This window comes from Arcicella aurantiaca (assembly GCF_003148625.1).
GTDB lineage: Bacteria > Bacteroidota > Bacteroidia > Cytophagales > Spirosomataceae > Arcicella > Arcicella aurantiaca.
The window spans coordinates 51,605-78,325 of the sequence record NZ_QGGO01000020.1; the positions used below are offsets into that span (position 1 = coordinate 51,605).

At 34.1% G+C, this 26,721-nt stretch carries 14 protein-coding genes; 7 read left to right on the forward strand and 7 right to left on the reverse strand.

All coding sequences use genetic code 11. The features are described 5' to 3' along the window. Positions 1-115: 115 nt before the first annotated feature. The 3 genes from LV89_RS17030 to LV89_RS17040 form a co-directional block, all read right to left on the reverse strand. On the reverse strand, positions 116-1,141 hold the full coding sequence (locus tag LV89_RS17030; protein ID WP_109744127.1) for a cellulase family glycosylhydrolase: 1,026 nt from the start codon (positions 1,139-1,141) through the stop codon (positions 116-118). A gap of 253 nt (positions 1,142-1,394) precedes the next feature. Further along, on the reverse strand, positions 1,395-3,077 hold the full coding sequence (locus tag LV89_RS17035; protein ID WP_109744128.1) for a RagB/SusD family nutrient uptake outer membrane protein: 1,683 nt from the start codon (positions 3,075-3,077) through the stop codon (positions 1,395-1,397). Between the two features lie 12 nt (positions 3,078-3,089). Then, on the reverse strand, positions 3,090-6,236 hold the full coding sequence (locus LV89_RS17040) for a SusC/RagA family TonB-linked outer membrane protein (RefSeq protein WP_109744129.1): 3,147 nt from the start codon (positions 6,234-6,236) through the stop codon (positions 3,090-3,092). A gap of 296 nt (positions 6,237-6,532) precedes the next feature. On the opposite strand from LV89_RS17040, the gene LV89_RS17045 reads away from it, so the two are divergent. Next, positions 6,533-9,862: a VCBS repeat-containing protein gene (locus LV89_RS17045; RefSeq protein WP_109744130.1), complete on the forward strand. Its 3,330-nt coding sequence runs from the start codon at positions 6,533-6,535 to the stop codon at positions 9,860-9,862. A 1-nt stretch (position 9,863) separates the two neighbouring features. On the opposite strand, the gene LV89_RS17050 is transcribed toward LV89_RS17045, so the two are convergent. Beyond that, the gene (locus tag LV89_RS17050) at positions 9,864-13,892 is read right to left on the reverse strand and encodes a hybrid sensor histidine kinase/response regulator transcription factor (RefSeq protein ID WP_109744131.1); all 4,029 of its coding nucleotides are present in this window, start codon (positions 13,890-13,892) and stop codon (positions 9,864-9,866) included. A gap of 745 nt (positions 13,893-14,637) precedes the next feature. Between LV89_RS17050 and LV89_RS17055 the strand changes: the two genes are divergently transcribed. After that, positions 14,638-16,062 (forward strand): ATP-binding protein, encoded by a 1,425-nt coding sequence (locus LV89_RS17055; RefSeq protein ID WP_109744132.1) that lies wholly within the window; start codon positions 14,638-14,640, stop codon positions 16,060-16,062. Between the two features lie 384 nt (positions 16,063-16,446). On the opposite strand, the gene LV89_RS17060 is transcribed toward LV89_RS17055, so the two are convergent. Together LV89_RS17060 and LV89_RS17065 are read right to left on the reverse strand one after the other, a co-directional pair. Beyond that, a complete protein-coding gene (locus LV89_RS17060; RefSeq protein WP_109744133.1) occupies positions 16,447-17,058 on the reverse strand; it encodes a response regulator in 612 nt (203 codons plus the stop codon). Then, positions 17,051-18,895, reverse strand: coding sequence for a sensor histidine kinase (locus tag LV89_RS17065; RefSeq protein WP_146199190.1), 1,845 nt, complete (start codon positions 18,893-18,895; stop codon positions 17,051-17,053). The genes LV89_RS17060 and LV89_RS17065 overlap by 8 nt, the downstream gene beginning before the upstream one ends. 672 nt (positions 18,896-19,567) lie before the next feature. Between LV89_RS17065 and LV89_RS17070 the strand changes: the two genes are divergently transcribed. After that, the gene (locus LV89_RS17070; RefSeq protein WP_109744135.1) at positions 19,568-19,924 is read left to right on the forward strand and encodes a hypothetical protein; all 357 of its coding nucleotides are present in this window, start codon (positions 19,568-19,570) and stop codon (positions 19,922-19,924) included. A 108-nt stretch (positions 19,925-20,032) separates the two neighbouring features. Continuing rightward, a complete protein-coding gene (locus LV89_RS17075; RefSeq protein ID WP_109744136.1) occupies positions 20,033-21,148 on the forward strand; it encodes a hypothetical protein in 1,116 nt (371 codons plus the stop codon). A gap of 256 nt (positions 21,149-21,404) precedes the next feature. On the opposite strand, the gene LV89_RS17080 is transcribed toward LV89_RS17075, so the two are convergent. Then, a complete protein-coding gene (locus tag LV89_RS17080; RefSeq protein ID WP_109744137.1) occupies positions 21,405-22,157 on the reverse strand; it encodes a phosphoglycerol geranylgeranyltransferase in 753 nt (250 codons plus the stop codon). A gap of 279 nt (positions 22,158-22,436) precedes the next feature. Here LV89_RS17080 and LV89_RS17085 point away from each other — a divergent pair, with 279 nt between their 5' ends. The 3 genes from LV89_RS17085 to LV89_RS17095 all read left to right on the forward strand — a co-directional run bounded on the left by LV89_RS17085 (position 22,437) and on the right by LV89_RS17095 (position 26,711). Then, complete coding sequence (locus LV89_RS17085) at positions 22,437-23,141, forward strand: hypothetical protein (RefSeq protein WP_109744138.1); 705 nt, start codon at positions 22,437-22,439, stop codon at positions 23,139-23,141. 51 nt (positions 23,142-23,192) lie between these two features. Continuing rightward, positions 23,193-24,761, forward strand: coding sequence for a hypothetical protein (locus tag LV89_RS17090; protein WP_146199191.1), 1,569 nt, complete (start codon positions 23,193-23,195; stop codon positions 24,759-24,761). Positions 24,762-25,322: 561 nt separating this feature from the next. Further along, positions 25,323-26,711: an undecaprenyl-phosphate glucose phosphotransferase gene (locus tag LV89_RS17095; RefSeq protein WP_109744140.1), complete on the forward strand. Its 1,389-nt coding sequence runs from the start codon at positions 25,323-25,325 to the stop codon at positions 26,709-26,711. Positions 26,712-26,721 lie beyond the last annotated feature (10 nt).

Below are 26,721 nucleotides of genomic sequence, written 5' to 3' on the forward strand. Positions count from 1 at the left end.
CGCCAATGTTTTGACAATTTTTTGCGTATGCTATACACCACTACAAATCAATGACATTAATTTTATTAAATAATTTATTCTTGGTACTTACTTTGATTTACAGGTTCTTGTAAATCTATAAGCCCCAGCCATATCTAATTCTGTAAACACCAGAAGTATTTACCGTAGAAATAGAAATATTGGTTTCTGTGCCACTTCTACTTAAAAGACTGTAAGAATCGCCATCTCTCAAACCCGGCCAATAAACACTTGAAATTTTATCATTCCGACAAATATCACTCGTTGCCATGATATAAGCGATTTCGTTATCGTTCTGATTTCCATTCTGATAGTCTTTTCCCGTACTCATGGCGGCTCCAAATTCAGTAATAACTGTACGGTTTGCGTAATTTCCGAAGCGACTTCTCCAATCTGTTTTCCAGTCAGATAAAGTTCGTGTTGCCCAAAAAGCATAATTATGTAAACCCAATAAACAACTTTTAAAACGACTATCGCCACCCACGCCAACAACATTTTCTGCGTATCCTTGTCCATCTAAAATAATTCTTCCCCTTGTCAAATTGGGATAACGGTCAAGAAACTGCTGATAAATTGTCGTTAATTGGCTCAACGAATAGCCGTGAGGTTCATTGAAAGGTTCAAAATATACTTTAGGATTATCCTGATATTTGGCAACGACTGCATCCCACATTGTCCAAAATTTACTGGTGTCATCAATTAATCCATCTTTTGAAGAAGCTCCTTCCCAACAAGCCACAATAACATTAAATCCTTTACTTGTTGCTTTATCGAGAACACCTTGATAGGCATTCCACCAAGAATCTGCCACCGATGGAGGATTGATAGGAATACGAATGGTATTAACGCCTTTTACTTCAATAGAAAAACCATTTAAAATAGCTTCTGTTTTGGTCATAACTGTACCATAATTATCTCCCGCAGTTAAACCCGACGGAATCAGCCAACCATCCACAAAATTATCTCGTCCATCTGCCCAGTTTAAACCCGCAATATTCAGAGGGTCAATGACTTCTGTTTTGGGAGGTTCAATAATTGGTGGTGTTGGTTGTTGAATGGAATCTTTAGAACAGTTTAGCAAAACAAGTGAAATTACGGATAATTTAACCCAAATATTTTTCATGATTTTGTTTGTATAGATAAGAGGTTAAACAGATAAAATATTGGGATTATCAATGAAATAATTTGCGATGTTTGGTGATTAAAAATCATTACTCCATCATTCTACGTTTTCACTCTTGAAAAAGCCGTAGGCTTGCCCCATCTTATAGCCCCGAAATGAATTTCGGGGTGAAATAATAATTGTAACCCCGAAATAAATTTCGGGGCTACAAAATTTCCCGAGCCTACGGCTCTTTTTAGGACAAGTTTTGAAATTAATAACCAGCATTTTGGCTTAACTTTCCATTTGCTGCTTGAATTTCTGCTCTTGGAATTGGAAGAAAATAATGTTTGTCTTCAAAACGACGACCCGATAATGCTTCTTTTCTACTGTATGTAAATGTGTTGCCATTTTTAGCAACATCTACACCATAAGCAGGAATGTTTTCGGTAACATTGGCAATTTTCCAACGACGCACGTCATAAAAACGGTGTTCCTCAAAAGCCAATTCTACCTGACGCTCTCTACGAATGGCATCACGCATTTGCTCTTTTGATAAACCTGTTGCCAATGCAGGCATTCCTACTCCTTTACGGCTACGGATTGCATTCACGGCATCATAAACCGTTTGGTCTGGTCCTGTTGCTTCGTTTTGAGCTTCAGCATAATTCAATAAGATTTCAGCATATCTAAAATAAATCCAAGGTTGTGTACCCGAAACATCCCAAGGGTTATTAATTGGCAAGTTATCATTCATGAATTTCTTTAAATAATAACCCGTTTTTGAGGTATTCCAGTTACTTGGGCCATCTTTACTATCTTTTCCACCCGGTAAAAACGACTGAATTGTATTGGTACGATAACTTGCACCATTATAAAGAATAGTCATGTAAAAACGTGGGTCTCTATTTTCATACGGTGCTTGCGGATTATAACCAGAAGAAGGGTCTGTAATTGTTTTTCCTTTATTGGTTTCGTAAGCATCAACCATGTTTTGTAATGGTAAATTTCCACCCCAACCATCATAACCATTTGGAGCATTTGAAATTTCTAAACATACGTGACGAGCTCCTCTTGTGTAAAGTCTTTCAAAAATGATTTCTGGGTTATTTTCTGGAGTTAAAAATAATTTGTCGTAACCATTAGTGAAAAGCGAGTATTTTCCTGAGTTCATTACATCTTTAGCCGCAGTGGCAGCTACTTGCCAAGTTCCTGCATTGTAAAGTGGACTGGCAGCATATAATAATAAACGAGATTTCAAGGCTAATGCTGCCCCTTTGGTTGCTCTACCCAATAACCACGAAGACGAATTATCTGCGGGCAATAACTTACTTGCTTCATCTAATTCTGCTACGGCATAACTGATACATTCTTGAATAGATGATTTTTTAAATACTTCTTCGCTGGTAAAATCGTCTCCTAAATTATAGACTTTATCTTTCAGCAAAATGATACTTCCATAGTTTCTGATTAAGTCTTGATAACGAAATGCACGTAAAAATCTCAATTCGCCTGTTAAACGATTCTTTTGACCTGTACTCATTTTAACATTGGCAATATTAGTTAGAGCATAGTTAATTTCACGAATACTGCGGTAACTTCTTCCCCAAATTGTACCTGCAATCCCTGTATTTTCTGGGGCTAATTGTCCACGTTGAACAAGCCAAGTATTGTCATCATTATTGTAGATTGCTTCATCTGTCAAGGAAGCCCACATCGCATACTCAAAACCTCTACCAAAACCTGGCGGAGTTCCTTCTGCTTCTTTGTCTGTAAGTCTTGCACCGATATAACGATTAATGACAAATGATTCAAATAAAGATGAATCTGATAAAATGGAACTATCCGAAACTCTATCCGTAGGCACTACATCTAAGGTTTCTGAACAAGAAACCACAGAAACTAAAAGACCTATTGAAAGTGACGATAATATGATATTCTTAATATATTTTTTCATGATTTTCTAAAATTAAAACTTAACATTTACCCCTAAGTTGATGATGCGTTGTTGTGGATAGAATTGTCCACTTCCGCTGTTACCTTCTGGGTCATAGTCTTTTACACCTGTCAGCGTAAACAAGTTGAAGGCATTTGCATAAAGACGTACTTGCTTTAGTTTAGCAATGTTTGAAATACTGCTTGGTAAAGTATAGCCTACTTGAATATTTTTCAAACGAACAAAAGAAGCATCATTTAACCAGAATGTATTTGGATTTAAACCTCCATTAATTGACGATGAAGTACGAGTGTCAACACGTGGAAATGTTCCATTTGTATTGGTAGGACTCCAACGATTATCTGCCCAACTACTGTAATAATTACCGATTTGTCCTGCTTCTGGCAATACATATTGGCTAACATTTGTTTGTCCTGCCACTACAAATGATAAGTCGAAATTTTTATAATCTGCATTGAAATTTACCCCAAAAGTAACAAGCGGAATATTTCCATACTGAGTTCTTACCATGTCGTCAGCCGTAATTTTTCCATCTTTGTTATAATCTTCCAAGATTAAATCTCCAAGTTTTGTACCTGTTAAACGAGGATATTTAATTAAATCCTCTTGAGTTCTGAAAATACCAATTGCGTTATACAACAAGTAAGTATTCAAGGGTTTACCCGTTTGGCGTTGATAGTCTAAAGCTCCTGCGGCTTCGTCAATAAATTCGATATTACTTTTTGCATACGTTGCGTTGGCAGACACATTATATCTGAATGCCCCACGGTGGTTATACCCAACTGTTGCCTCAATACCTGAACTGCTAACTTTTCCGATATTTTGGTCAGGAACTAATGACCCTGAACCATACGGATTTACGATACCAGAAACATTTGGAATAGAAGCATTACGAGCCGCCAAGATGTCTGAACGTTGTTGTTTGAAATAAATAAGTTCTAAACTAAAGTTGTCAAAAACGGTCGCATTCAAGCCTATGTCTGTTTTTTTAGATACTTCCCACGTAATGTTTGGGTTGGCTAATTTGGTAATATCAATACCTGAGTGGATTAAATCTGTACCAATTACGTAAGCGTTATTGAACGAGTAATTGTTGTAATATTGAAATTGTCCAACATTGTCATTACCCAATGAACCATACGAAGCTCTGATTTTCAAGTCATTTACTGCACTTACTTTATTCTTAAACCATGCTTCTTCTGAAACTCTCCAACCTGCTGAGAAAGAAGGGAAAAAACCATATTGTTTTCCATCTGCAAATGTTGATGAACCATCCACACGCATTTGAACTTCTGCTAAATACTTCTCGTCAAAATTGTAGGCAATTCTACTGATGTAACTTTTTCTTGTAAAATTATAGCTACTACCATAGTTATTTTTGTCGGTTGCGGCGGCACCACCCTGAGACAATTCTGGTGTAGAAGTAGTTGGGTAGTTTAATCTTGATGCACCAAAAGTCTCGGCTTTGTTAGAACTTTGTTCATAAGCAACAAAGGCATTTAAGTTATTTTTACCTTGATTTAAGACATAGTTCAACTTAATATTTTGAATCAACAAAGAAGTCGTTATCTGTTGCTCGCTCAAGGTTGCTGCTCCCGCAGAACCACCCGTAATTACTTGGTCATACGCACCCGTCGATTTGTTGTAGTTAAATAATGGATAAGGCGTGTTAAAAGTTTTTGAGAAATCGTAAGATTTATCTGCCGAATAAAAACCGTCAATACTTACGCCTTTTACGAATGGTAAGTTATAAGAAGCTCTCAAAATACCATTAAATACCGTTTTGGGATTATTATTGATACCTCCTGCCGAAGTCCCTAAAACAACAGGATTATTGTTTTCAATACCTGTTGAGGGTAATCCGTTTGGATACGTAGCCACTACCGTAGGGTATGCTCTGTAAATAGAACGGAAAATATTTCCTGCACTTGAAGTTGGATAACGTCTATCTTCTTGACGACCTGATAGCGATAAACTTACTTTGAAATTATCCGTGATATTGGCATCAACATTTGAACGGAAATTATACTGATTGTATGACGTAATACCGTTATTCACTAAACCGTCTTGGCTCAAAATACCTGCTGAAAGGTAATATTTGGTTGATTCATTACCGCCATTAACCGTTAAACTATGCTGACTTTGAGGGGCTACACTTCTAAGAACTGCTTGTTGCCAATTGGTATTTGGGAAATTAATTGGGTCAGAACCGTTCGCAAATTTAGCAATGTCTGACTCTGAATAATGTTGATTCAATCCACCCGCAGGATTATTGTAATAGTCAATTTCGTTTAGAATAGTCGCATACGTTGGAGCATCCGCTAATTTTGGTAATCTTGTCGGAGAACTAAACCCCTGATTAAAACTGTATGAAATAGTTGGTTTGCCTGTTGTACCACGTTTTGTCGTTACCAAAATAACACCGTTTGCCGCTCTACTACCGTAAACCGCAGCCGAAGCATCTTTCAAGATAGAAATACTTTCAATATCGTTAGGGTCAAGGCGGTCTAAACCTCCAATTTGACCGGGAATTCCATCCACAACAATTAGCACGTCGTTGTTTCCTGTGGTAGCAAGACCACGAATACTAAAGCTTGAACCATCATAACCAGGTTCTCCGCTGCGGTTGTTAGCCACAAAACCCGAAAAACGACCTGCTAATGAATTGGAAATATTGGGTTGTGGACTTTTAAGCATTTCGCTTCCTTTTACATCCGAAACAGAACCAGTTAAGGTTACTTTTTTCTGAGTACCATAACCAACCACTACCACTTCATTGAGCGACCTAACGTCTGTTTTTAGTTGAACATCAACAACACTTTGAGATTTACCAACTTGTTTTTCTTGTGAAATATAACCAACCGAAGAGATTACTAAGGTTGCTTCATCGCCGACAAAACTGATACTATATTTACCATTTACATCCGTCGATGTTCCTTTTACAGTTCCCTTTATTTGAATACTTGCACCAGTTACGGGTCCGCCTGCATCATCACTCACTGTACCTGATATTTTTGATTCTTTCTGAGCAAAGGCAGAATCTGAACTGAGAATAAATATCCCTAAAAATAGGATTACTGAGCAAGCCCAAGAAAGAATTTTCACTCGATTGTTTTGCTTTCTACACTTACTTCGATGATAAGTAATGTTTTTTTTCATTGTACACACTTTGGGATTGTTTAAGATTGAAACCAATAATTTCTTTAATTATTTGAAGCAAAATTATAACTATTAAAAGATTGCCGTAGGGGGCAAATTCACATATCTGAGGGGGCAAATCCACAATTCAAAGTGTGGTTTTCCGTTGCAACTACTTTTAGTAACTACCTTTAATCATATTTTAAAGGGGTGTATTCACAAATCGTAGAGAAAAACCATAAACACACCTATTCAAATTATTGAAAAAGTTTACAATCTTTTTGCCTTTAAAGATTAGTGCTTGAATTAGGTATATCATGAAAATTATTTTGAAAGTATCAGCCATTATTGTTAGCGTATTTTTATTGGTTCAATGCAAAATGGGTGAACCCCAAAACGCTGTTTCATTTACCTTACTTGATTCAGAGAAAACGCATATTTCTTTTCAAAACAATCTCAAAGAAGATGCTCAAAACAACTTACTCTTGTACGAATATTTCTATAATGGCGGGGGTGTTTCGGTAGGTGATGTCAATGGCGATGGCTTGGACGATGTTTATTTTACCAGTAATATGGAGTCAAATAAACTTTACCTCAATAAAGGAAAGATGACTTTTGAAGACATTACGGTGTCGGCAAATGTCGCAGGAAGAACCGAAGGATGGAAAACAGGAACGACTATGGCAGATGTTAATGGCGATGGACTTCTGGATATTTTTGTTTGTTATTCGGGAAATGTTCCGCCAGAATTACGTACCAAACAACTTTTTATCAATCAAGGAAATAATCAAAATGGAATTCCTCATTTTGTAGATATGGCAAAAGAATACGGACTTGATAATACCTCAACTACTACACAAGCAAGTTTTTTTGATTATGATTTAGATGGTGATTTAGACGTGGTTTTGCTCAATCATAATATTCAAAATTTACCTGTATTGAATGTTGCCGCTGCCAAAGAAATCCTCAAACAGAATGACCCTATTTCAGGCACAAGGTTATATCGTCATGACATTAACGCCAACAAAGAACATCATTTTACTGACGTTACCATTGAATCAAATATCAATAGTTCTCCTGCGTCATTTGGTTTAGGAATTGGCGTGGCGGATTTCAATCATGACGGTTGGCAGGATATGTACATTTCAAACGATTATTCAGCTCCTGATTATTTGTATATCAATAATCAAAAAGGTGGATTTGACAATCAGATTAACGAAAGCATCGACCATTTTTCGCAATTCTCAATGGGAAATGATGTTGCCGATATTAATAACGATGGTAATATGGATATTTACACGCTTGATATGCTACCCGAAGATAATCACCGTCAAAAATTGCTTTTGGGGGCAGATAATGCCGATAAATTTGACCTTCATGTTAATTCGGGCTTTGGCAAACAATATATGCGAAATATGTTACAGCTAAATGTCAGTCAAGAATCGCTTAATTCTTCTGCAAAAAAACTCCAATTTTCAGAAATAGGGCAATTAGCGGGTGTTTCCAATACAGATTGGTCTTGGTCGGCTCTTTTTGCAGATTTTGACAATGATGGTTGGAAGGATTTGTATGTTACTAACGGCTTTTTGAGAGATTTTACCAATCTTGATTTTATGAAATATATGAACAATTTTATTGCTGAAAATCAAACGAATATGAGCCGAGAGAAAGTAATGGAATTGGTTTCACAAATGCCGTCGAGCCATATTTCCAATTATTTGTACAGAAATCAAAGCAATTTAACTTTCCAAAATATTACAGAATCTTGCGGGGCAAATCAACAGGCGGTTAGTAGCGGGGCTGCATACTCGGATTTAGATAACGATGGAGATTTAGATTTAGTGGTAAATAATATCAATCAAGATGCCTTTGTTTATGAAAACACCACAGAACAAACGCATAATTTTTTACAAATAGAACTTCACGGAGAAAACTTCAATCGAAACGGCATTGGTACAAAAATATCAGTTTGGTCGAATGGACAATTGCAATATCAAGAAGCCATGCCAACGCATGGTTATCAGTCGAGTATGAGTAATACTTTACATTTTGGACTTGGCAAAAACGAAAAAAATGATTCTATAAAAGTTACTTGGTTAGGTGGAAAAACAGAACTTTTAAAACAAGTAAAGCTGAATCAGAAAGTTAAAATTTACGAGAAAAATGCGAAGGTTTCAGTATCTTCAAATGTTCCATTCTCTCCTATTTTTCAAGAAATCAATGATTTTGACTTTGTGCATTCACAAGAAGAATCAAAAGAATTTAAACGACAAGGATTAATAACCAATCCTTTGTCGTTTGCGGGCCCTTGTATTGCAAAAGCTGACATTAACAAAGATGGATTAGAAGATTTTTATATCGGTGGTGGCACAGGGCAGTCGGGTACAATTTATCTACAAAACCAAAATGAGACATTCACTCCCCTACCCCAATCTTCTTTTATAAATGATAGTTTTTGTTACGATACGGACGCCGTTTTTTTTGATGCCAACGGCGATAATTTTCTCGATTTATACGTTTGTAGTGGCGGTTACGGAAATTATCAATCCAATGACCCAGCTCTTCAAGATAGACTTTATTTGAATGACGGTAAAGGTCATTTTACCAAAGCCGTTTTACCCGCTATGCTCACGAGTACGAGTTGTGTGCGGGTAAATGATGTAAATGGAGATAAAAAACCTGATTTATTCGTAGGTAGTCGAGTTTCGGTAGGAAAATACCCAATCGCACCCGAAAATTATCTACTCATTAACAATGGTAAAGGCGTTTTTACAATCCAAACTCCCCAATTATTGAAAAACATAGGCATGGTTTCGGATGCTGTTTGGTACGATTTGGATAAAGATAAAATCAATGAATTGGTCGTTGTAGGTGAAGGAATGCCAATCAGCGTTTTTAAGGTAAAAAAAGGTAATTTCATTGATGTAACAAACACCTTTTTTGATGAAAATTATCGTGGTTTTTGGAATAAAATCCTCATTGATGATTTTAATGGCGACGGCAATCCAGAGATGATTGTTGGGAACTTGGGTTTAAATGCACAACTAAAAGCCACTCAAAAAGAACCTATCGAGATAGTTTATGGAGATTTTGACAAAAATGGTACAATCGACCCGCTCCTTTTTTCTTATAATCAGGGCGTTTCTTTTCCATATTTATCCAGAGATGAATTACTTGAGCAGTTGCCTCAGTTTAGAGCAAAATTTACGGATTATAAAAGCTATGCAGATGCAAATTCGGCAGAAATTTTAAACGATAATACATTTTCAGGAGCAAATAAACTAATAGTTAATTGCTTGAAAACCATGTATTTTAGTCAAGATGAAACGGGTAAATTCAAGGAGAAATCGCTCCCGATTCAAGCTCAATTTGCTCCAATTTTCAGTATTGCCCAACTCGACTATAATCGTGATGGTAAAAAAGATTTAGTTTTCTTCGGCAACCTTCTTCATACAAGACCCAAATTTGGAGATTATGATGCCAACAAAGGATTTATCCTAAAAAATATATCCAATGGCAATTTTGAATATGCAGGTCATTTAAGTCAAAAAGGAGATATTCGTAGCAGTTTGGTTATTGGCAATAAATTGATAATTGGGCAAAACCAAGGGCGTGCAGTTAGCTTCAAAGTTTTGAATAAGGAATAACTTATTCCTTATTCTGAAATGGTTTTCGATATTTCTTTAAGTAAGCCGACGGGGTTATACCGAATAGCTTGGTGAATTGTTCTCTGAAATATTTAATATCCTTAAAACCAACCTCATACGATACCTGAGAAATGGTTTGTTTAGTAGAAATCAAAATCACTGCCGCTTTTCTTAGTCTTATATATCGGATAAAAACATTAGGCGTTAAACCAGAAACTGATTTAATTCGAGTGTATAAACTTGAAGGACTTATACATAATTCTGACGCTAAACTGCCCACATTGAAGTCTTTTTCTAAAAGATTTTTCTCCACAATTTTTATACAATCATCTATAAATTGCTTGAATTCTGGAGATATTTTTTGCGTATTTGATTGAAGCGTAACTTCATTGAAAAAATACTTTTGTAATACATTCCGATTTCTAAGAATAGAATTTACTCGGGCTATCAAAAGCTCTTTTTCAAATGGTTTACTGATAAAATCATCAACGCCCAATTCTATTCCTTGCAATTTAATTTCTAATGAACTCGAAGCAGTCAACAAAATTATTGGAATGTGTTTCGTGTAATCGTTTTGCTTCAATGCAGAACAGACTTCTATGCCATCAACTCCTTGCATGAACACGTCACAAATGATAATATCGGGCAAATGTTCTTCTACAAGAGCCAAGCCTGTTTGCCCATTGTCGGCATCCAACAAATTAAATTGGTCACAAAATAACTGTTTCAAATAATTTCTTATCTGAATATCATCATCAATAATAACCATCGTTTTGGGATGCGAAAAAATTGAATTAGCAATTCTACCGAAGTTTTCTTCAAGTGTTTCTACTTCCAAAATTTGTGTATTATGATTCAATTCCTCCAAAATCAAATTATCTGTTGAATCATCCACTTTGGGTATCTCAATAGGAAAAGATAAGTCCTTATTTTTATGCAACTTAATGGTAAATTCTGTGCCTTTTTCAGAACTGACATAACTAATATTACCACCGTGCTTATTGATATAGGTTTTAGCTAAATAAAGTCCAATGCCAAAGCCCTGAGACGATTTTGTACTTCGCCCTTGATAAAAAACTTGGAACAATTGCTCGCCAGTTTCTTTAGCAATGCCAACGCCACTGTCTTTCACTTTTATCGTAATTTGGTTCTGACGTTGTTCACAGATAAATGATACGTCGCCACCTTCATTGGTGAATTTCAAGGCATTAGAAATCAAATTAAACAAAGCGATTTCCAATTTTTCTTTATCGCCCCAAAATTCAATATCTTCATTTTCGCAAACGTATTCATAGAAAATGTTTTTGTCTTTTGCCTGATTCACAAAGCATAAATACACCTCTTTACACAACTCGTTTAGATTGAGTTTGGTCATATTTAATTCGTCTAACCCTGATTCAGATTTTCGGAAAAGGAGTAACTGGTCAACCAAACTGAGCAATCTTCGGGCATTTCGATAAGCGATTCCTAAGCTACCAAAATCTTTATTTTTATGATTAACAATATCTTTTAACGGATTGATAATCAAGGTCAAAGGCGTTCTAAACTCATGTGAAATATAGGTAAAGAAAGCAATTTTTCTTTCATTGATTTCTTTCTCTTTCTCCGATTCTATTTTAGCAATTTCAATTTCATAACGTAGTGCCGCCTGTTGATTTCGATAACGTTGATAATAGTAAACTACACCCATCAAAGCAAAGGTATAAATTAAATATGCCCACCAAGTTTTGTACCACGGAGGTAAAATAACTAACATCAATTGGGCATCATCGTCAAACCAAATATCATCTTTATTGGCAACTTTTACTTTAAAAATATACGTTCCAGGTTGTAAATATCGGTAAATAGCTGCTTTTTGTTTGTTTACATAGAGCCAATCTTTATCCAACCCTTCAAGCATATACGCAAACTTGTTTTCATCGGCAAACGAAAAATTTATGGCTCTATACTGAATGGCAAAAACGGATTGATTCGACTCTAAAGTTACTTTTGGTATTTCCTTATTGAGGTGCTGAATAGATATATAATTGTTTTGTATGCGTTGGGAATTGCCAAATAAATCTATCCCCAAAATCACTAAATGGGGTTTATAGCTCAGTTGATTTATCTTTTCTGGATAAAAGAAATTCCAACCACCTGTACCGCCATAGCACATATAGCCTTTTTGTGCGTTGTAAATAACTGAATTTTCATTGAATACGCCCTTCTGAAGTCCGTCTTTGGTATCAAAATTATAAATTCTGTCGGTGGCAATTTCAATTTTAGACAGTCCAGCGTTGGTACTAATCCATAAATTTTCAGTTCCAATACTTTTAATAGAAAGAATTGTATTGCTTAACAAACCTCTTCTTTCATTGTATTTTTTGATTTCTTTGGTTTTGAGGTTGTAAGAAATAAGTCCATTTTCTTGAGTGCCAATCCATAAAACTTGTCGAACGTCGATGTGTAGCGATAAAATAACGCCTAATGAAAGGTTTAATTCTTTATCTAAATACGCTACAAATTTGTTTTTACTTGGGTAAAATTTGAATAAACCGTTTCCATACGTTCCAATCCAAAGTTCGTCTTGTTTTTCTTGTACAATTGCTCTTACATCGCTTGAAATAAAGTTTTTTTGTCTCGGATTAAAATTTGTAAACGTCTTATTTTCAGGATTAAACTTGCTTAAACCACCACCATTCAAACCAATCCATAGATTTTTTTGTGAGTCTTCCAAAATGGTTCTTACATCATTGGCAGGTAATCCATCGGGGGAATTTGGCGTGTATTTATAGTTTTCAAATGAGTCTGTTTTTTTATTGTAACGATACAAACCACCCTTATATGACCCAAACCAAAGCGTATTTCGGCTGTCTTTATAGGCAGATAAAATGGCATTGTCGGTCAATTTCCCATTTTCAACAGCATATCGCTTTACGATTTTACCATCGAGTGTTGTTTTGAAAATACCGTTTCCGTCCGTTCCAAGCCATAAAAATCCTTCATTATCTTCTGTTATTCCATAATATTTTATGGAAGTTTCAATGGAATTAAATTTCGTAGTTTCGCCATATTTTTCAAATCTTTCTTGCGGTTTTCCAAGCATATAAATGCCATCGCCATACGTTCCAACCCAAACGTTAAAATCCCTATCTTCATAAAGCGATTGCACCGATTTATTTGACAAACTCCTTTTCTCATCCGTAACTTCTTGAATATCAATGTTTGTATTTGGAGAATATTCAGCCCTAAGATTTAATTTATATAAACCTCCATCTTGAATACCAAGCATTAGGGTTTTATCGTGAGTTTCTAATACCGAAAGGAAAATATTTGTATTCGTTTTTGTGCTAAAATTCAGCTTAACTATCTCATTTTTAGTTCTTTTAAAATAGAAAATGCCATTAGAAGCAGCAATCCATATATTTTGAAAACTATCTTCAAATATTGCATTGATACGACTGTCTTTCAGTAATTCTTGCCCTTTTACTTTTATCAGAGATAATTTTTCAAAACTATCACTTAAAATATTTATACCATTTCTATTCGTTCCAATCCACACTAAACCATGCGAATCTGGTTTTACAGTCAAAATACTATTACTTGAAAGGTTTTTTAATCCATTCTGATTATAATTGATGACCTTTTTATCTTTTTTATTGATTTTGTAAATCCCGTTCAAAGTGGTGGAAACCCACAAATTCCCCTTTTTGTCGTCAATAATATGACTAACATCAAACTTTACGCTATTAGGTTGTACGAAGGTTTCGTTTTCTAAATTAATCGAAGTCAGCCCTTTTCTTGATGAAACCCAAATTTTGCCATCAACATCTCTAAAAATACGTTGTACATAATTTCCAGCAAGGCTTTGATTATTCTCTTCATCAAACTTGAAAGTCTTAAAACTGATACCGTCAAACCGATTCAAGCCATCATCTGTTGCTACCCAAATAAACCCATTTTTATCTTGCACAATACTATTTACCTTACCAAATGATAATCCATTTTGCGTCCCGAAATGTAGAATTTGGTACGGCTTTATGGCTATCATTTCCAAGGGGAAAAGCAATACAAAAAATAATATTTTTACCAACCTATTCACAACTATTTTATCTCTTCTAAATTTTACATTTTGCTATTGATGCCCCAAAATTTCGACACCGCAAAATACATTGACCATCAAATAACTAATAAAATCAAAAGTAATATTAAAAGATTTAGTTTGTGACCTTAAAAAGTAAATAAAGCGTTTTCAAATTCTTCCTCATTCCTGTTTAATAAACAGTTGTTCATGATTTTTTGTAGAAATTTTTCATTTCATTCTGCAAAGAGCCGTAAGCTCGGAAGATTTTGTAGCCCCGAAATTTATTTCGGGGAAATAAGGAAAAGTCAATCAATGTTGCGTAGGCTCGGGAGATTTTGTAGCCCCGAAATTTATTTCGGGGAAATAAGGAATCTTAGAAATGGGAAATTTAAAGGTTTATTTGGTCTTTTTCACCCCGAAATGAATTTCGGGGCTACAAGATTGGTCAAGCCTACTGCTTTTTTAAGAGTTTAAAATTGATGTAAGTTATTGATAGTCAAATTTTTAAATTATAGTCTAAACAACAAGTTGTTCTGAAATTTTTATTTAATTCAATTATTTACTCTTAACCAATACGTTACAAAAATTAAAAACAAAGTATTATTTTCAGCCAAAAACTGTTTTTATTTTATTTTTTGGCTGAAAATAAAAATATTATTAGCCAAAAATACTTTATTTTTCTACTTTTGGCTAATAATAAAAAGGCAAAAATATGAAACTAATTGGTAGAGTTAGAGAAATTCAGAAGATTGATAAATTAATGAATTCGACACAGTCTGAATTTTTGGCAGTTTATGGCAGAAGAAGAGTTGGTAAAACTTTTTTGATAAGAGACTACTTTAATAACGATTTTGATTTTTATGCCACAGGACTTGCCAAAGGAAATACGAAACAGCAACTCACAAATTTTACAATTTTCATCAATAACTATTTTGCTAAAACTCATGCCGTTCCAGCAACTTGGTTAGAAGCGTTTAATATGCTTATTCAAGAATTGGAAAACAAGAAATCGTTGAGTAAAAAGGTGATTTTTATTGATGAAATGCCTTGGATGGATACCAAAAAGTCTGATTTCATGATGGGACTTGAGTTTTTCTGGAACTCTTGGGCAAGTGCTAAAAATGACATTTTACTTATTGTTTGCGGGTCAGCGGCATCTTGGATGCTTAATAATTTAATTAAAAATACAGGAGGATTGTATAATCGTGTTACAGAAAGAATTAAGTTAGAACCATTTGATTTACAAGAAACTAAGCATTATTTCGCTCAAAAAAATATTGTCTTAGACCACTACCAAATCATTCAATTGTATATGGTTATGGGCGGAATTCCCTATTATTTAGACCAAGTTGAAGCAGGCAAAAGTGCGATGCAAAATATTGAAGATTTGTGTTTTAGAAATGATGGAAAACTAAGAACTGAATTTACTTATATTTTTTCGTCTTTGTTTAGAGAGGCAGAAAAACACGAATTAATTCTCAAAACACTGTTCAGTAAAGGAGGAGCATTGACTCGTGATGAGTTGGTGAAATATACCCAAATTCCAACAGGGGGAACTATGACCAAGACGCTCAACGAGTTAGAGGAAAGTGGTTTTATCACTAAACTTCCAAAATTTGGCTTGAAAACCGCAAAATCGGTCTATTGTATTTCAGATTTTTATACCCTTTTTTACTTTCGGTTTATTGATAAAGCAGGGAAATATGAACCTAATATTTGGTTGAATAATATAGATAATCCAGCTTTTAGAACATGGTCGGGACTTGCTTTTGAGCAAATATGTTTTGCCCATGTCCCACAAATAAAAAGAGCTTTAAACATAGGTGGCGTGTCGAGCAATACTTATTCATGGCAGACCAAAGGCGATGACGAAAAAAAAGGGAGTCAAATAGATTTAGTGATTGAAAGACGGGACCAAGTAATCAATTTATTCGAGATAAAGTTTTCAATCAATGAATTTGTCATTTCGAAAGATTATGATGCCAAACTCCGTCAAAAAATACAAGCATTTAAAGAAGCTACGGGAACAAGGAAAACCATTTTTCTCACCATGCTAACAACATTTGGCGTTAAACCCAATGAATATTCAACGTCAAGTATTCAAAATGAATTAACGATGGACGATTTATTCTTGTAAGGCACAGATTTTCAGGCGTTTGCTACTTTATTTTATACCCATCCAAGCATTAAAAGCCTGAATGGGTATAAAGATGGCTGATTGTAGCAGAGTTATACTACTAAATCTCAAGCCCTACTTAATTACAATGACTATTTAATAATTGGTTAATTTTCAGTGACTTATAGAAGTATGGCTTCTCTATTATATTAGACTTCCTGCGAAAGTGTTTTAAGTCGTAAAACAACATCTTTTCGGCTACCAATAGCGAAAATTTTTCAAGATTGGGCATCCCCCCATTTCTCTGCTATGCTTTCAAAATTCCCGCTATTTTCACTCGAAAATATACCATTTTTCAATCATAAAACACTTTCGCAGGAAGTCTATTTAATTTTAGCAATTTATCTAATGCTTCATTAAATACTTAAAAAGTTCTTGTTCGCCACGTAAGCCTAATTTGATAATGATATTTTTTCGGTGAGTTTCTACGGTGTAAGGACTAATAAAGAGTGTTTCTGCAATTTGCTTGGTGGTTAGTCCAGCTTTCACTTTCTCTATTATTTCAAACTCTCTTTTGGTAAGTCTTACTTTGTTAGAAATGCTTGAATTGACAATATCCATAATATTTTTTGCAAAGTATTTTTTACCATTCAATACCACGTTTATAGCTTCTAAAAAAGTTTCTTTGGTTGCCGTTTTTGATACATATCCATAAGCACCAGATGCGTAAATTTTTTCGATGATATGGCTATCTTCGTGCATACTTAAAAAAATTATTTTCAGGTCAGAATAGTGCTTCAAAAGGAATTCAGTGGCTTCTAAGCCATTCATATTGGGCATATTATAATCCATCAATACAATATCTGGCATTATCAATTCTACTTCTTTGAGGGCTTCACGGGCATCATTTATTTGGTTGATAATCTCTACGTGTGGAATATCCGAGAGCATCGTTTTTACACCATCACTAAACAGACGATGGTCGTCGATTATTAAAATTTTTATTGAATTATTCATGTAATTTATAAGGAATGTCAATGATTAAAATGTTCCCGTTATTGTCTGAAGTTGTGCTAAAATTGGCCTGAATGAAATCTAACCTTGCCAAAATACTTTTTATGCCAATTTTATTACTGGTTAATATTGGTGCAGTCAATGAAAACGGCTGTCCGTCATCTTCAAAACTCAACACGATGCTATCTGGCTGATAAATCATTTGGAGGGTTACATTTTTACAATCAGAATGTTTTAATGTATTGGTTATCAATTCATTAACAATTCTATAAATAGCTAATTCACGATTATAGTCAAGTCTCATTAATTCGCCTGCAACTATAAATTCAAACAAGATTTTTGAATGATTTTGAAATCTATTAATTAAGGTTTCAAGCATTTTTTCAAGCGAAAATTCTTGAAAATTGGCAGGCATTATATTATGTGTAATGCTCCGTAAATCGTCTATGATTTGTTGCGTTTTGAGGGTATCATTTACTCGATGTTCATAGATGAATTTGGTTTTGAGAGCAGCCAAAGAATTACCAACATCGTCATGGAGGTCTCTGGCAATACGTGTGCGTTCGTCTTCTTGCAAAGTGATAATTTGTTGTTGGGTTTCATAAAGTTTCTTTTGAAAAATAAATTTCTCCTGTACACTATCCGAAAACCGTATCACTAAGCCAAAAACCACCACAATAACTTCTACTAAAGGCGTGAAATAAAACAATTCTACATTGTTATTTACCTCATCAATCACATTTAGATTCGCTAAAACCAGAATAGTAAATAAAATAAGCGTTAGAAAAAAACCAACCATGTAGAAGTAAACTGAAGGGTGTTTTTGACGAATACCATTGATAATAGCAATGGCAATGTAGGCATCCATAAAAAATAAAACATAGTATGAAATATAAACCAACCACCACATAAGCTGATATGGTAATGGAAAAAATAACACGAAAGCCGAACCAATAAAAAACCACGTGGCATATTTACCGAGATAATAAAACCACTTGTTTTTATAGGATTTTATGTTGAGTAATTCAATCGTGAACCAGATATGTAAGCCAACTAATAGATAAAAACTGATGCAAGTAGCAATGTTGATGGCGGGTTGAAGAATCGGCAAATGAATATAGCTATGTACGTATCCTGCATCTGAAAAACCCACCAAAAGTGTACTGATACAATAAAGACTATACACAAGATAAATACGGTCTTTGATGAACCAATACAATACCAAACCCATCATAGCGGTGAGTAATGATGCTCCGAAAATAAACCCAAATTGGTTGGATGCAGTGCCGAAATGTTCGGCATAATTTTTCTCAGTTTTCAGCGAAATTACACAGCCGTGTAGCCCAAATTTGCGACTACTATACAAATAATACGTATAAGTTGCGTGTTGCGGAATGATGATGGGATAAACATAGTTGCGGTCATAAAAAATACGCTTATCAATTGGAATATGCCTTCCGAGTATTGGCAAAGATTCAATAACGTGCTTATCTTTTTCAATAAAAAGCTGTAAAATATCGGCTCTCGACTGTTCAATATTGAGAACAAACTTATTGTGATTCGTATTATTTTTAATCACGAATTTACACCAACCATGTTGATGATGGAAACCATAACTGACATCTTGATTATTCTGATTTTTCTGAAAATCTGAATCTTTAGCATGAACAACTTTCGCTATTTGAGTGACATCGACAGGATAGGTATAAATCAAGATATTCTTGTTAATATCTCTACTTTTCATGTCATTATCAATAGTAATAAGTTGCCCTTTTGTATGGAAAGAGAATAGTACAAATACACTAAGAAGTGCTACGATTTTGATTAAAGAGGATTTCAAAGCTGGCGGTTTTTGATGGTGTGTTTCAAATTGAGGTTAAGTAAATTTTGGCGATAAAAGATAATTTTATTAAAATGTTATAAGTAGGCATTGGGATTTAGGGGTTAGGTGAATTGGTTAACTAATTCTACTTTGGCACTTTAAATAAATGGGGCAAATTTGACTTTTGGAGAACTTCCCGAAAGTTCAAAACTTTCGGGAAGTTGAACGGTAAATGCACAAATTTTTATCTTTTTTTTAAAAGTGCCAAAGTAGAACTAAGTTAGTTGTATCCACTTATAAGGGGTTACAACCCTCATAAGGGCTAAGTCTAACGTTTTAAATGAGTATAACTTCACTAACCAATTCACCTAATGCCTAAATCCCAACCCCTACTTGTCACTTCCAAAGTGATTAACCAAGAGATACACAAACTATACCAATTTTACTTCTATATCAGAATGTTTTATTTTGATTTATAAAGGTTGCTCCTTTTTAATTGCATGATATGTAACGGAAAATAAGTTTTAATGCGTTTTTTTAGGTTTTAATTATTCCTGATATATTGAATATACTACTTTTAACAAAGTTTTCAGCTACATAAAATTCCCTTCAACACTTACCTTTTGAATCAATTTAAAACAATTAAAATATTTTATAATCAAATTTTTCTAAGCGTTTAACAATTTAACTATGAGCAAACATTCAATTAAAATTACAACTATCACTTGTAATTCGACTTCAGAATCTGGGCATGATGAAGTTTATCTTATTTGCCAAAGTGATGCAGGTTTACCAATTAGGTTTCCCGATACAATAAATACCAATAACCCCATGTCGGGAGGTGGCACACCTTGGCAAGTAAACCTAACCCTCAATTTTGAATATGAAGTATTGGTCACTTTATGGGATGAAGATTTGAGCTACGACCCTAATTTGGCAACGTATCTACAAAGTAATGATTTTAGAGCAGGTAGCGGTTCTGGAACTATTCGACTGACGAATCGAAATGGGGCAGATTATTCTATTTCATATACTTACATTGATTAAATCTTTTTCTCAAAAATGAGTATTGGGTAACAAGGCTAATATTTTACCAAATTTTAGTGTGAAATATCTATGCCCTAACCTATTTACTGTTTTAAACAAATATCAAAAATGAATAAGCAATTAGCCATAGATTTATCTCCTTATGTGGAAGTAACACAGAGTTTTAAATCATCTCCAGATAAATCAACAAAAAGTGAATACGTACTTACCGCTCAGCAAAATGAGATTTTCGCTGAAGCCACAAGTGCTTGGCAAAAATACATGGCGAGTCCAGAAGGGAAACTTTTGGAAGAATATGTTTCACAGTCTGATTTATTAAAAATTAAAGAAGAAGTTAGCAAAATTTTGAACAGTGATGTATTTCAGCTTTTAAAAGCACTGCTCGATAAAACTGGATTAGATGCTGGTAGTTTTTCAATTGGATTAAATATTGAGGTAGAACTTATCATCGGAATTGCCGCAACGATTGGCGTGGCAATTGGTGTAGGTGATAATAAAGGATTGGCTTCTTCAGAGTTTTTGACCGTTGCGGTTGATGAAGGAATTGACGAAGGTGCTTTGGCGGGTGTACAATTTGGTTTATGGACAAACGCTCCTTCTGATTTGGGTGGTTATGCTTGGGCTACTGAAGCGGAAGGAGGATTCGGCGTTGATGGAACTGTTAAAGTTGTTTATAATGGTGACGATAAAGAAGATATTTTGGGAGTAACCGTAGAAGTTGCTGTCGGCGAAGAAGACGGAATCGACGAACAAGAAACTTATACTTTTATCTTAGGGTCACAGTCTGGAAGTGGCGATGGATTCTTGAAACCTGCCTATCAACCAAGAAAAAACAATTTCCTAATTATTCAAAGTGTTACTTGCATAAACACCCAATCTGATGGAATTGGAAATGCCAATGAAGTATATTTTAATTTTAAGGCAGATAACGAAGGAAAAAATTACTATTATCCGACCTACGATTATATGTCTATGCAAGGCGGGGATGTTTGGAATTGTGGACGTTCAGTATGGTTTGATTCAAGTGTTCAAGTTAATTTATTTGATTCAGATTCAATTGGTAACGATTCAGACCCAATTGGTAATTTTACCATCAATTTATCTCAATTAAGTTTAAATACCCTAACAACATTCGGTAGTACAATCAACTATTCGAAAGGTTTGGACGATGTAGAATATACCATTCAAGTGGTTTTGGTGGCAACCAACGTAAGTCATCAATAATGGAAATATAATAGACTTCCTGCGAAAGTGTTTTTCGACTTAAAACACTTTCGTAGGAAGTCTAATATTTGTAAAAGGGTACTTTCTGACAGAATAAAGAAAGTACCCTTTTTTGTTGAAGCGTTTTTTGTTTTATCCATTACTGACTTGAACGAGTAAGTTTACGGAATGAACTATACTTAATGTCGCAGGTTAAATTTGAGTCGAAAAAACCTCACCCGTGCGACATTAAATACATACTTCCGTAAGTTTATCGCTATTGCTCATTGAATTGTTTGATAGAAGCTCCAATTTCAGTAATTAAATGCACGTTTTTTTCGATAGCATTGCCAATTACCACAAGATTTGCCCCTGCTGCTAATATTGCTAATGCTTTTGCTGGAGAATCAATACCACCGCCAACTAATATTGGCACTTCTGTAACCTTTCTTACTTCATGAATCACTTGGGTTGGTACTGTATTGATAGCCCCACTCCCACTATCCATAAAGATTAATTTTTGCCCAAGCATTTCGCCTGCCATCGCAGTACACGCCACAATCGATGATTTATCAGATGGAATAGGATTTGTATTTGAAATATAAGAAACTGTGGTTACTCGCCCACCATCTACTAAGATATAAGCGGTTGGGATAACTTCTAATTTGCTTTTTTTCAGGATTGGAGCTGCTATAACGTGTTGACCAATTAAAAAATCAGGGTTTCGACCAGAAATAAGAGATAAAAAAAGGATAGCATCTGCATTGGAAGTTATATGTAAACTATTTCCGGGGAAAAGAACAATAGGAATATTACAGCTTTCCTTTAACAGCGAAATTATCCGAAATGAACTATCGCTTGTAATTAAACTTCCTCCAATAAAAAGAAACGAAACTTCTGCCTCAATACACAATTGAATATAATTTGGAAAATCCTCCCATTTTATATTATCTGGGTCAATTAAAACACAAAACCCTTTTTTACCAGTTTGTTGGAGTTGTAAAATATTTGATAGGACGTTGGAAAGCATATAGATATTATTTTCAGCACTAAGAGGGTTTTGTGCAAGATACAGATTTATATTTTTTGACACATCAAAATTGAAAAATATTGAAATGAAATTGCTTCATTCATGTATAAAATGGCACTTTTATCTACTTTTAGATAATATTTTGATAAATATTGAAAAAAAAGTGTATGTGATTAAAAAAATATTACATTTGTAATACAAAAGAGCCAAATGAAATTATACCTGTAAAATTATTCCAAATTAATTTTAAGAGATTTAACTCGTAATCTGTATGAATATATGAGAACGGCTAAACTTTGTATTTTATTGGTAATCGTATTTTTTAGTGAAAAATCATACGCTCAATTATTAATTAAAAAAGAATCATTATTAAATCACGAAAATCGAAAATCTGTTGGAATCATCTTTGGTACTTTAGGCGTAGGGCTAAACTTTAGTTATCGATGTACACAAAACAAGCGACTTTATTTGAATGGAGCTTTGACGTATATTGGATACCGTAAGTTGATTGATTATGACTATAATGCAAAGACGATAATTAAAATCAACCCTGATATAAGTATGGGTCATGCCGATTTGGGAATCCAATATGAGATTTTCAAGAAAAGCCCTGTGTTTTTATTTGGAGGAATAAGCCATTTTTTGGGTTCAAAGTATGCAGCAAAAATCAATACAGAAACAGGATTTGATACCAAAGATTTAGTTTTGTCATCTGAAGATTTTGGAGAAATTGATTTTGAAATAAAATGGAATAAATACAATCCTTATTTGGGTGTGGGTTTTGGAAGACCTGTATCACACAAGAAAGTAGGATTTATCTGTGAAGTCGGGACGTATTATATTGGTTCACCTAAATTATATTTGAATTATACTGGCGTTTTAAGTTTCACAAATATTGATGAAATTCTCCCTAAAATTGAGCATAATATGAGTGGTTATGCGTTTTTGCCTTATTTAAGATTTAACGTAAATTACTGTTTTTGAACATAAAATTGCCTGCTTTTATTAAATAGTTAATTTCTAAACTTTAACAAGATGAAATTTATACTGTTAATATTATTTTTGGGTTTAATGGTTTATGCTTGCAAAAATCCCTTTGAGGATATTACTATTAAAACAAAAGATGCTATTTCGTCATCGGCAATAAGAATGAAGTATTTTAATGCTAATACTAACGATACAGAAACATTACCGCCTGATATGACCATTAAAATATTGGGTGCAGATGCAGATAAAATTGTTAATTCTGTGGGTGGAAGCAAAATAACGTATAGCAAAGAAGGTTTATTGGGAGTTGCGGTTTCTCCCAATTATTTGGGGCGTCCACTCAAGTTTTCGGTAGTGGCAGAAGCACATAATTATTATACAAGTATTCGAGAATTTATAATAACTGACCAACGGAATTTTGATTTTTTTCAACCGTTATATAAAAAAGAAAAATTGCCCACAGGAGTAGCTATAACGCAACAAGCAGCAATAGCTGATAATAAAGGATTGACCAGTTCATTGGCAGTAAAAGTAAATTCAAATACAGAGACAATATCATGGAATATCCAAAATGGAACGACCATGAAAGACCAATTTATCCAAAATGTTAGTGGAAAAATTACGACCCTTTTAACCTATTATGATGGAAATACAAAAAATAATGTTCCAAATGCCTATACACTTTATGATGCTAAAGACCGAAATGGAAAAACCCTAAAACCGTTTGATTTTCATAATTTTTGTTTTTTTCAAACCGAAATATTCAATGAAAATTACCAGAAAGTAGATTCTTTATCAAATTCGGTAAATATTACGATTGAATTAAATGATAAAAATGTGCATTCAAATGGTGAAAAAATTAAAGTTGGAGATAAAATAATGTTTTGGGGATATTTAGGAGGTGTTTGGAGACAAATTGCCGAATATCCTGTGAAAATAAATGATAGAGGAAAGTTTGAAATAACCGCTCAAATTGTAAAAATGGGCTATTATACATTGGGTGAAATGTTCCCTGTTTGTGAAACAGGTCCGAATTTAATAGTCAAAAGTGATTTTCACGATTGTGATATTTATTATCTGGCAAAGTTGATAGATGCCGCCAAAGGAACTGATTTAGGTAGTTTTTTTATGAATGTTAATGATGGGGCAAAAACCTCTTTAGCAGGACGGAGAGCAAATGTTGCCTATTTACAAGTTTTTGATTTTAACTCTGAATATGGAGGTGTTTCATCTAAGCCCATTTACCAGTCTGCCCCTTTTGATTTATGCTCAGAAAAGCTCATTGAAGTAAAGTTTCCTATACCTCAACCACAACCAATTTCGCTTGAAGTGGTAGTACAATGCCCAATAGGTAAAACGCTTGACGAGTCTGATTTTCCAGCGGAGATGTACACTCAGTATCGTTTAAGTGGCTCAGATGCAAATAGTTGGAAAGACTTATTCAAATTGACTCGAACTAACAGAAAACTAATAACCAATAAATTACAATTAGGTAAAAAATATATTTTAAGGTCAACAACTAATCCGTCGCAGGGATGGCCTTTTTTACAAAAAGATACAACTATTAGTCAAACAAAATATGTAGTCAAACTGAATGGTGAACAATACTGTAAATGATTGATTTTTTAGAAATATAAATATTATAGACAATGATTTGACATTATGTAGGGGCGTGTCGCATACGCTCTAAAGGTCGGAATGTGGGCGTATCACATACGCCCCTACGATATGACAACTGAATTGAGTGCTATTTTACAAACCAATCCACCTATTCATTAATAAATTCTTCTTGCTTACATTAGACTTCCTGTGAATGTGTTTTAAGTCGTAAAATAACATCTTTTCGACTTAAAATAGACCATTTTTCAATCATAAAGAAGTCATAATGATATGATTTTGATATTACAGATGTAAATGGTAGTTGATATTTGACTACTGAGTTTCTTGTAATGCCAATATTGTCCTTTTATCTGCCTAAATAGAACTATTTGATTGTTTGCCAAACCACAAGAATAAAATTGTGCCATACTTAAATATGAGCATACGATTTTGATTTGCCCTGAATAAAGCAAGTTGAAAATTGTAAGCTAAATATTTAAAATCTTTAAATGTTTTCAAGACACACATTTGAAGAATTGTAACTGGAAAATCAAAAGTTAAATAATTATCTCAAACCGCATGAAAAACTCTAACCAACGAGCGATTATTTTTCGCTTGCTTTCCGATTTTCTGTTCATTATAATTTGCTTCTACTTTGCCGCAGACATCAGCAAAAGAGGCATGAACAAATATGATATTTATTTTGAGTTTATCTTAATAGTAGCATGGTATTATTCAAGTAAGCTTAGTTATTTATATGAAGAGTTTCGGGCTCTTCGGTTTATTGATGAATTTTTAATCTTGATTCCTAATGTTTTTTCTCAATTTGTATTGACCGTTATCGTGCAATTTTCATTAAATGAGCATCGCTTTCAACGTACATTTTCAATACTATACCCCATTCTTTTATTTAGTGCCTTATCTGTAAAAAAATACGTGTTTAAAAAATACTATCAATATTTACGAAAAAACGGGAAAAATATAAAGCAGATACTCATTATTGGAACTGACCAAAAAGCACTTAATTTTTGGGAAATGATTAATAACAATACTCAATACGGATATAGTGTAATTGGTTTTGTTGATAATGAAAAAACTCACCCTGAGATTATTAATCATTTATATCAAGGCAATGTTTCACGGCTGCCTACAATTTTGGAAAATCTTAAAGTGGATGAAATCATTGTAGCTAATTATGATTACACTCCCTGCGAGATTAAAGAATTGATTTGTTTAACAGATAAATATGCCGTTAGAGCCAGAATTATACCTAATTATTTTCAATTTAATACACATCGTTTTAAAATGGAAATGTTTGGCGACTACCCGCTTGTAACAGTCAGAAATGAACCTTTGGAACAATTTCATTCTATTGTAATAAAACGATTGATAGATATTGTGTTTAGTTTAGGGGTAATGATTTTTATTTTCTCTTGGTTGTTTCCTATTATTGCCATACTGATTAAAATGGATTCAAAGGGTTCTATTTTCTTTTTGCAAGAGCGTTGGGGTAAAGGTAATAAAAGTTTTAAATGCTTGAAATTTAGAACAATGTATGAACATGAGGAATTTTTTGCTGAAAAATTCCAACAAACTACTAAAAACGACCCCCGAATTACTCGAATAGGCGGTATTTTAAGAAAAACTAATTTAGATGAGTTCCCGCAGTTTATAAATGTATTGTTTGGAAATATGTCTGTGGTTGGCCCAAGACCTCATGCGGTCAAGCATAATCTTGAAACCAAAGATTGTATCGAAGGTTATTTAATACGGCATTGGGCAAAGCCGGGTATTACTGGATGGGCTCAGGCCAACGGTTACAGAGGTGAAACAAAGGATATATCTTTAATGAAAAGTAGAGTTGATTTTGATATTTGGTATATTGAAAATTGGACACCTTGGCTTGATGCCAAAATTGTGGGAATGACAATTTACAGTATGTTTAAAGGTGATTTAATGGCATATTAAACGTATGCCA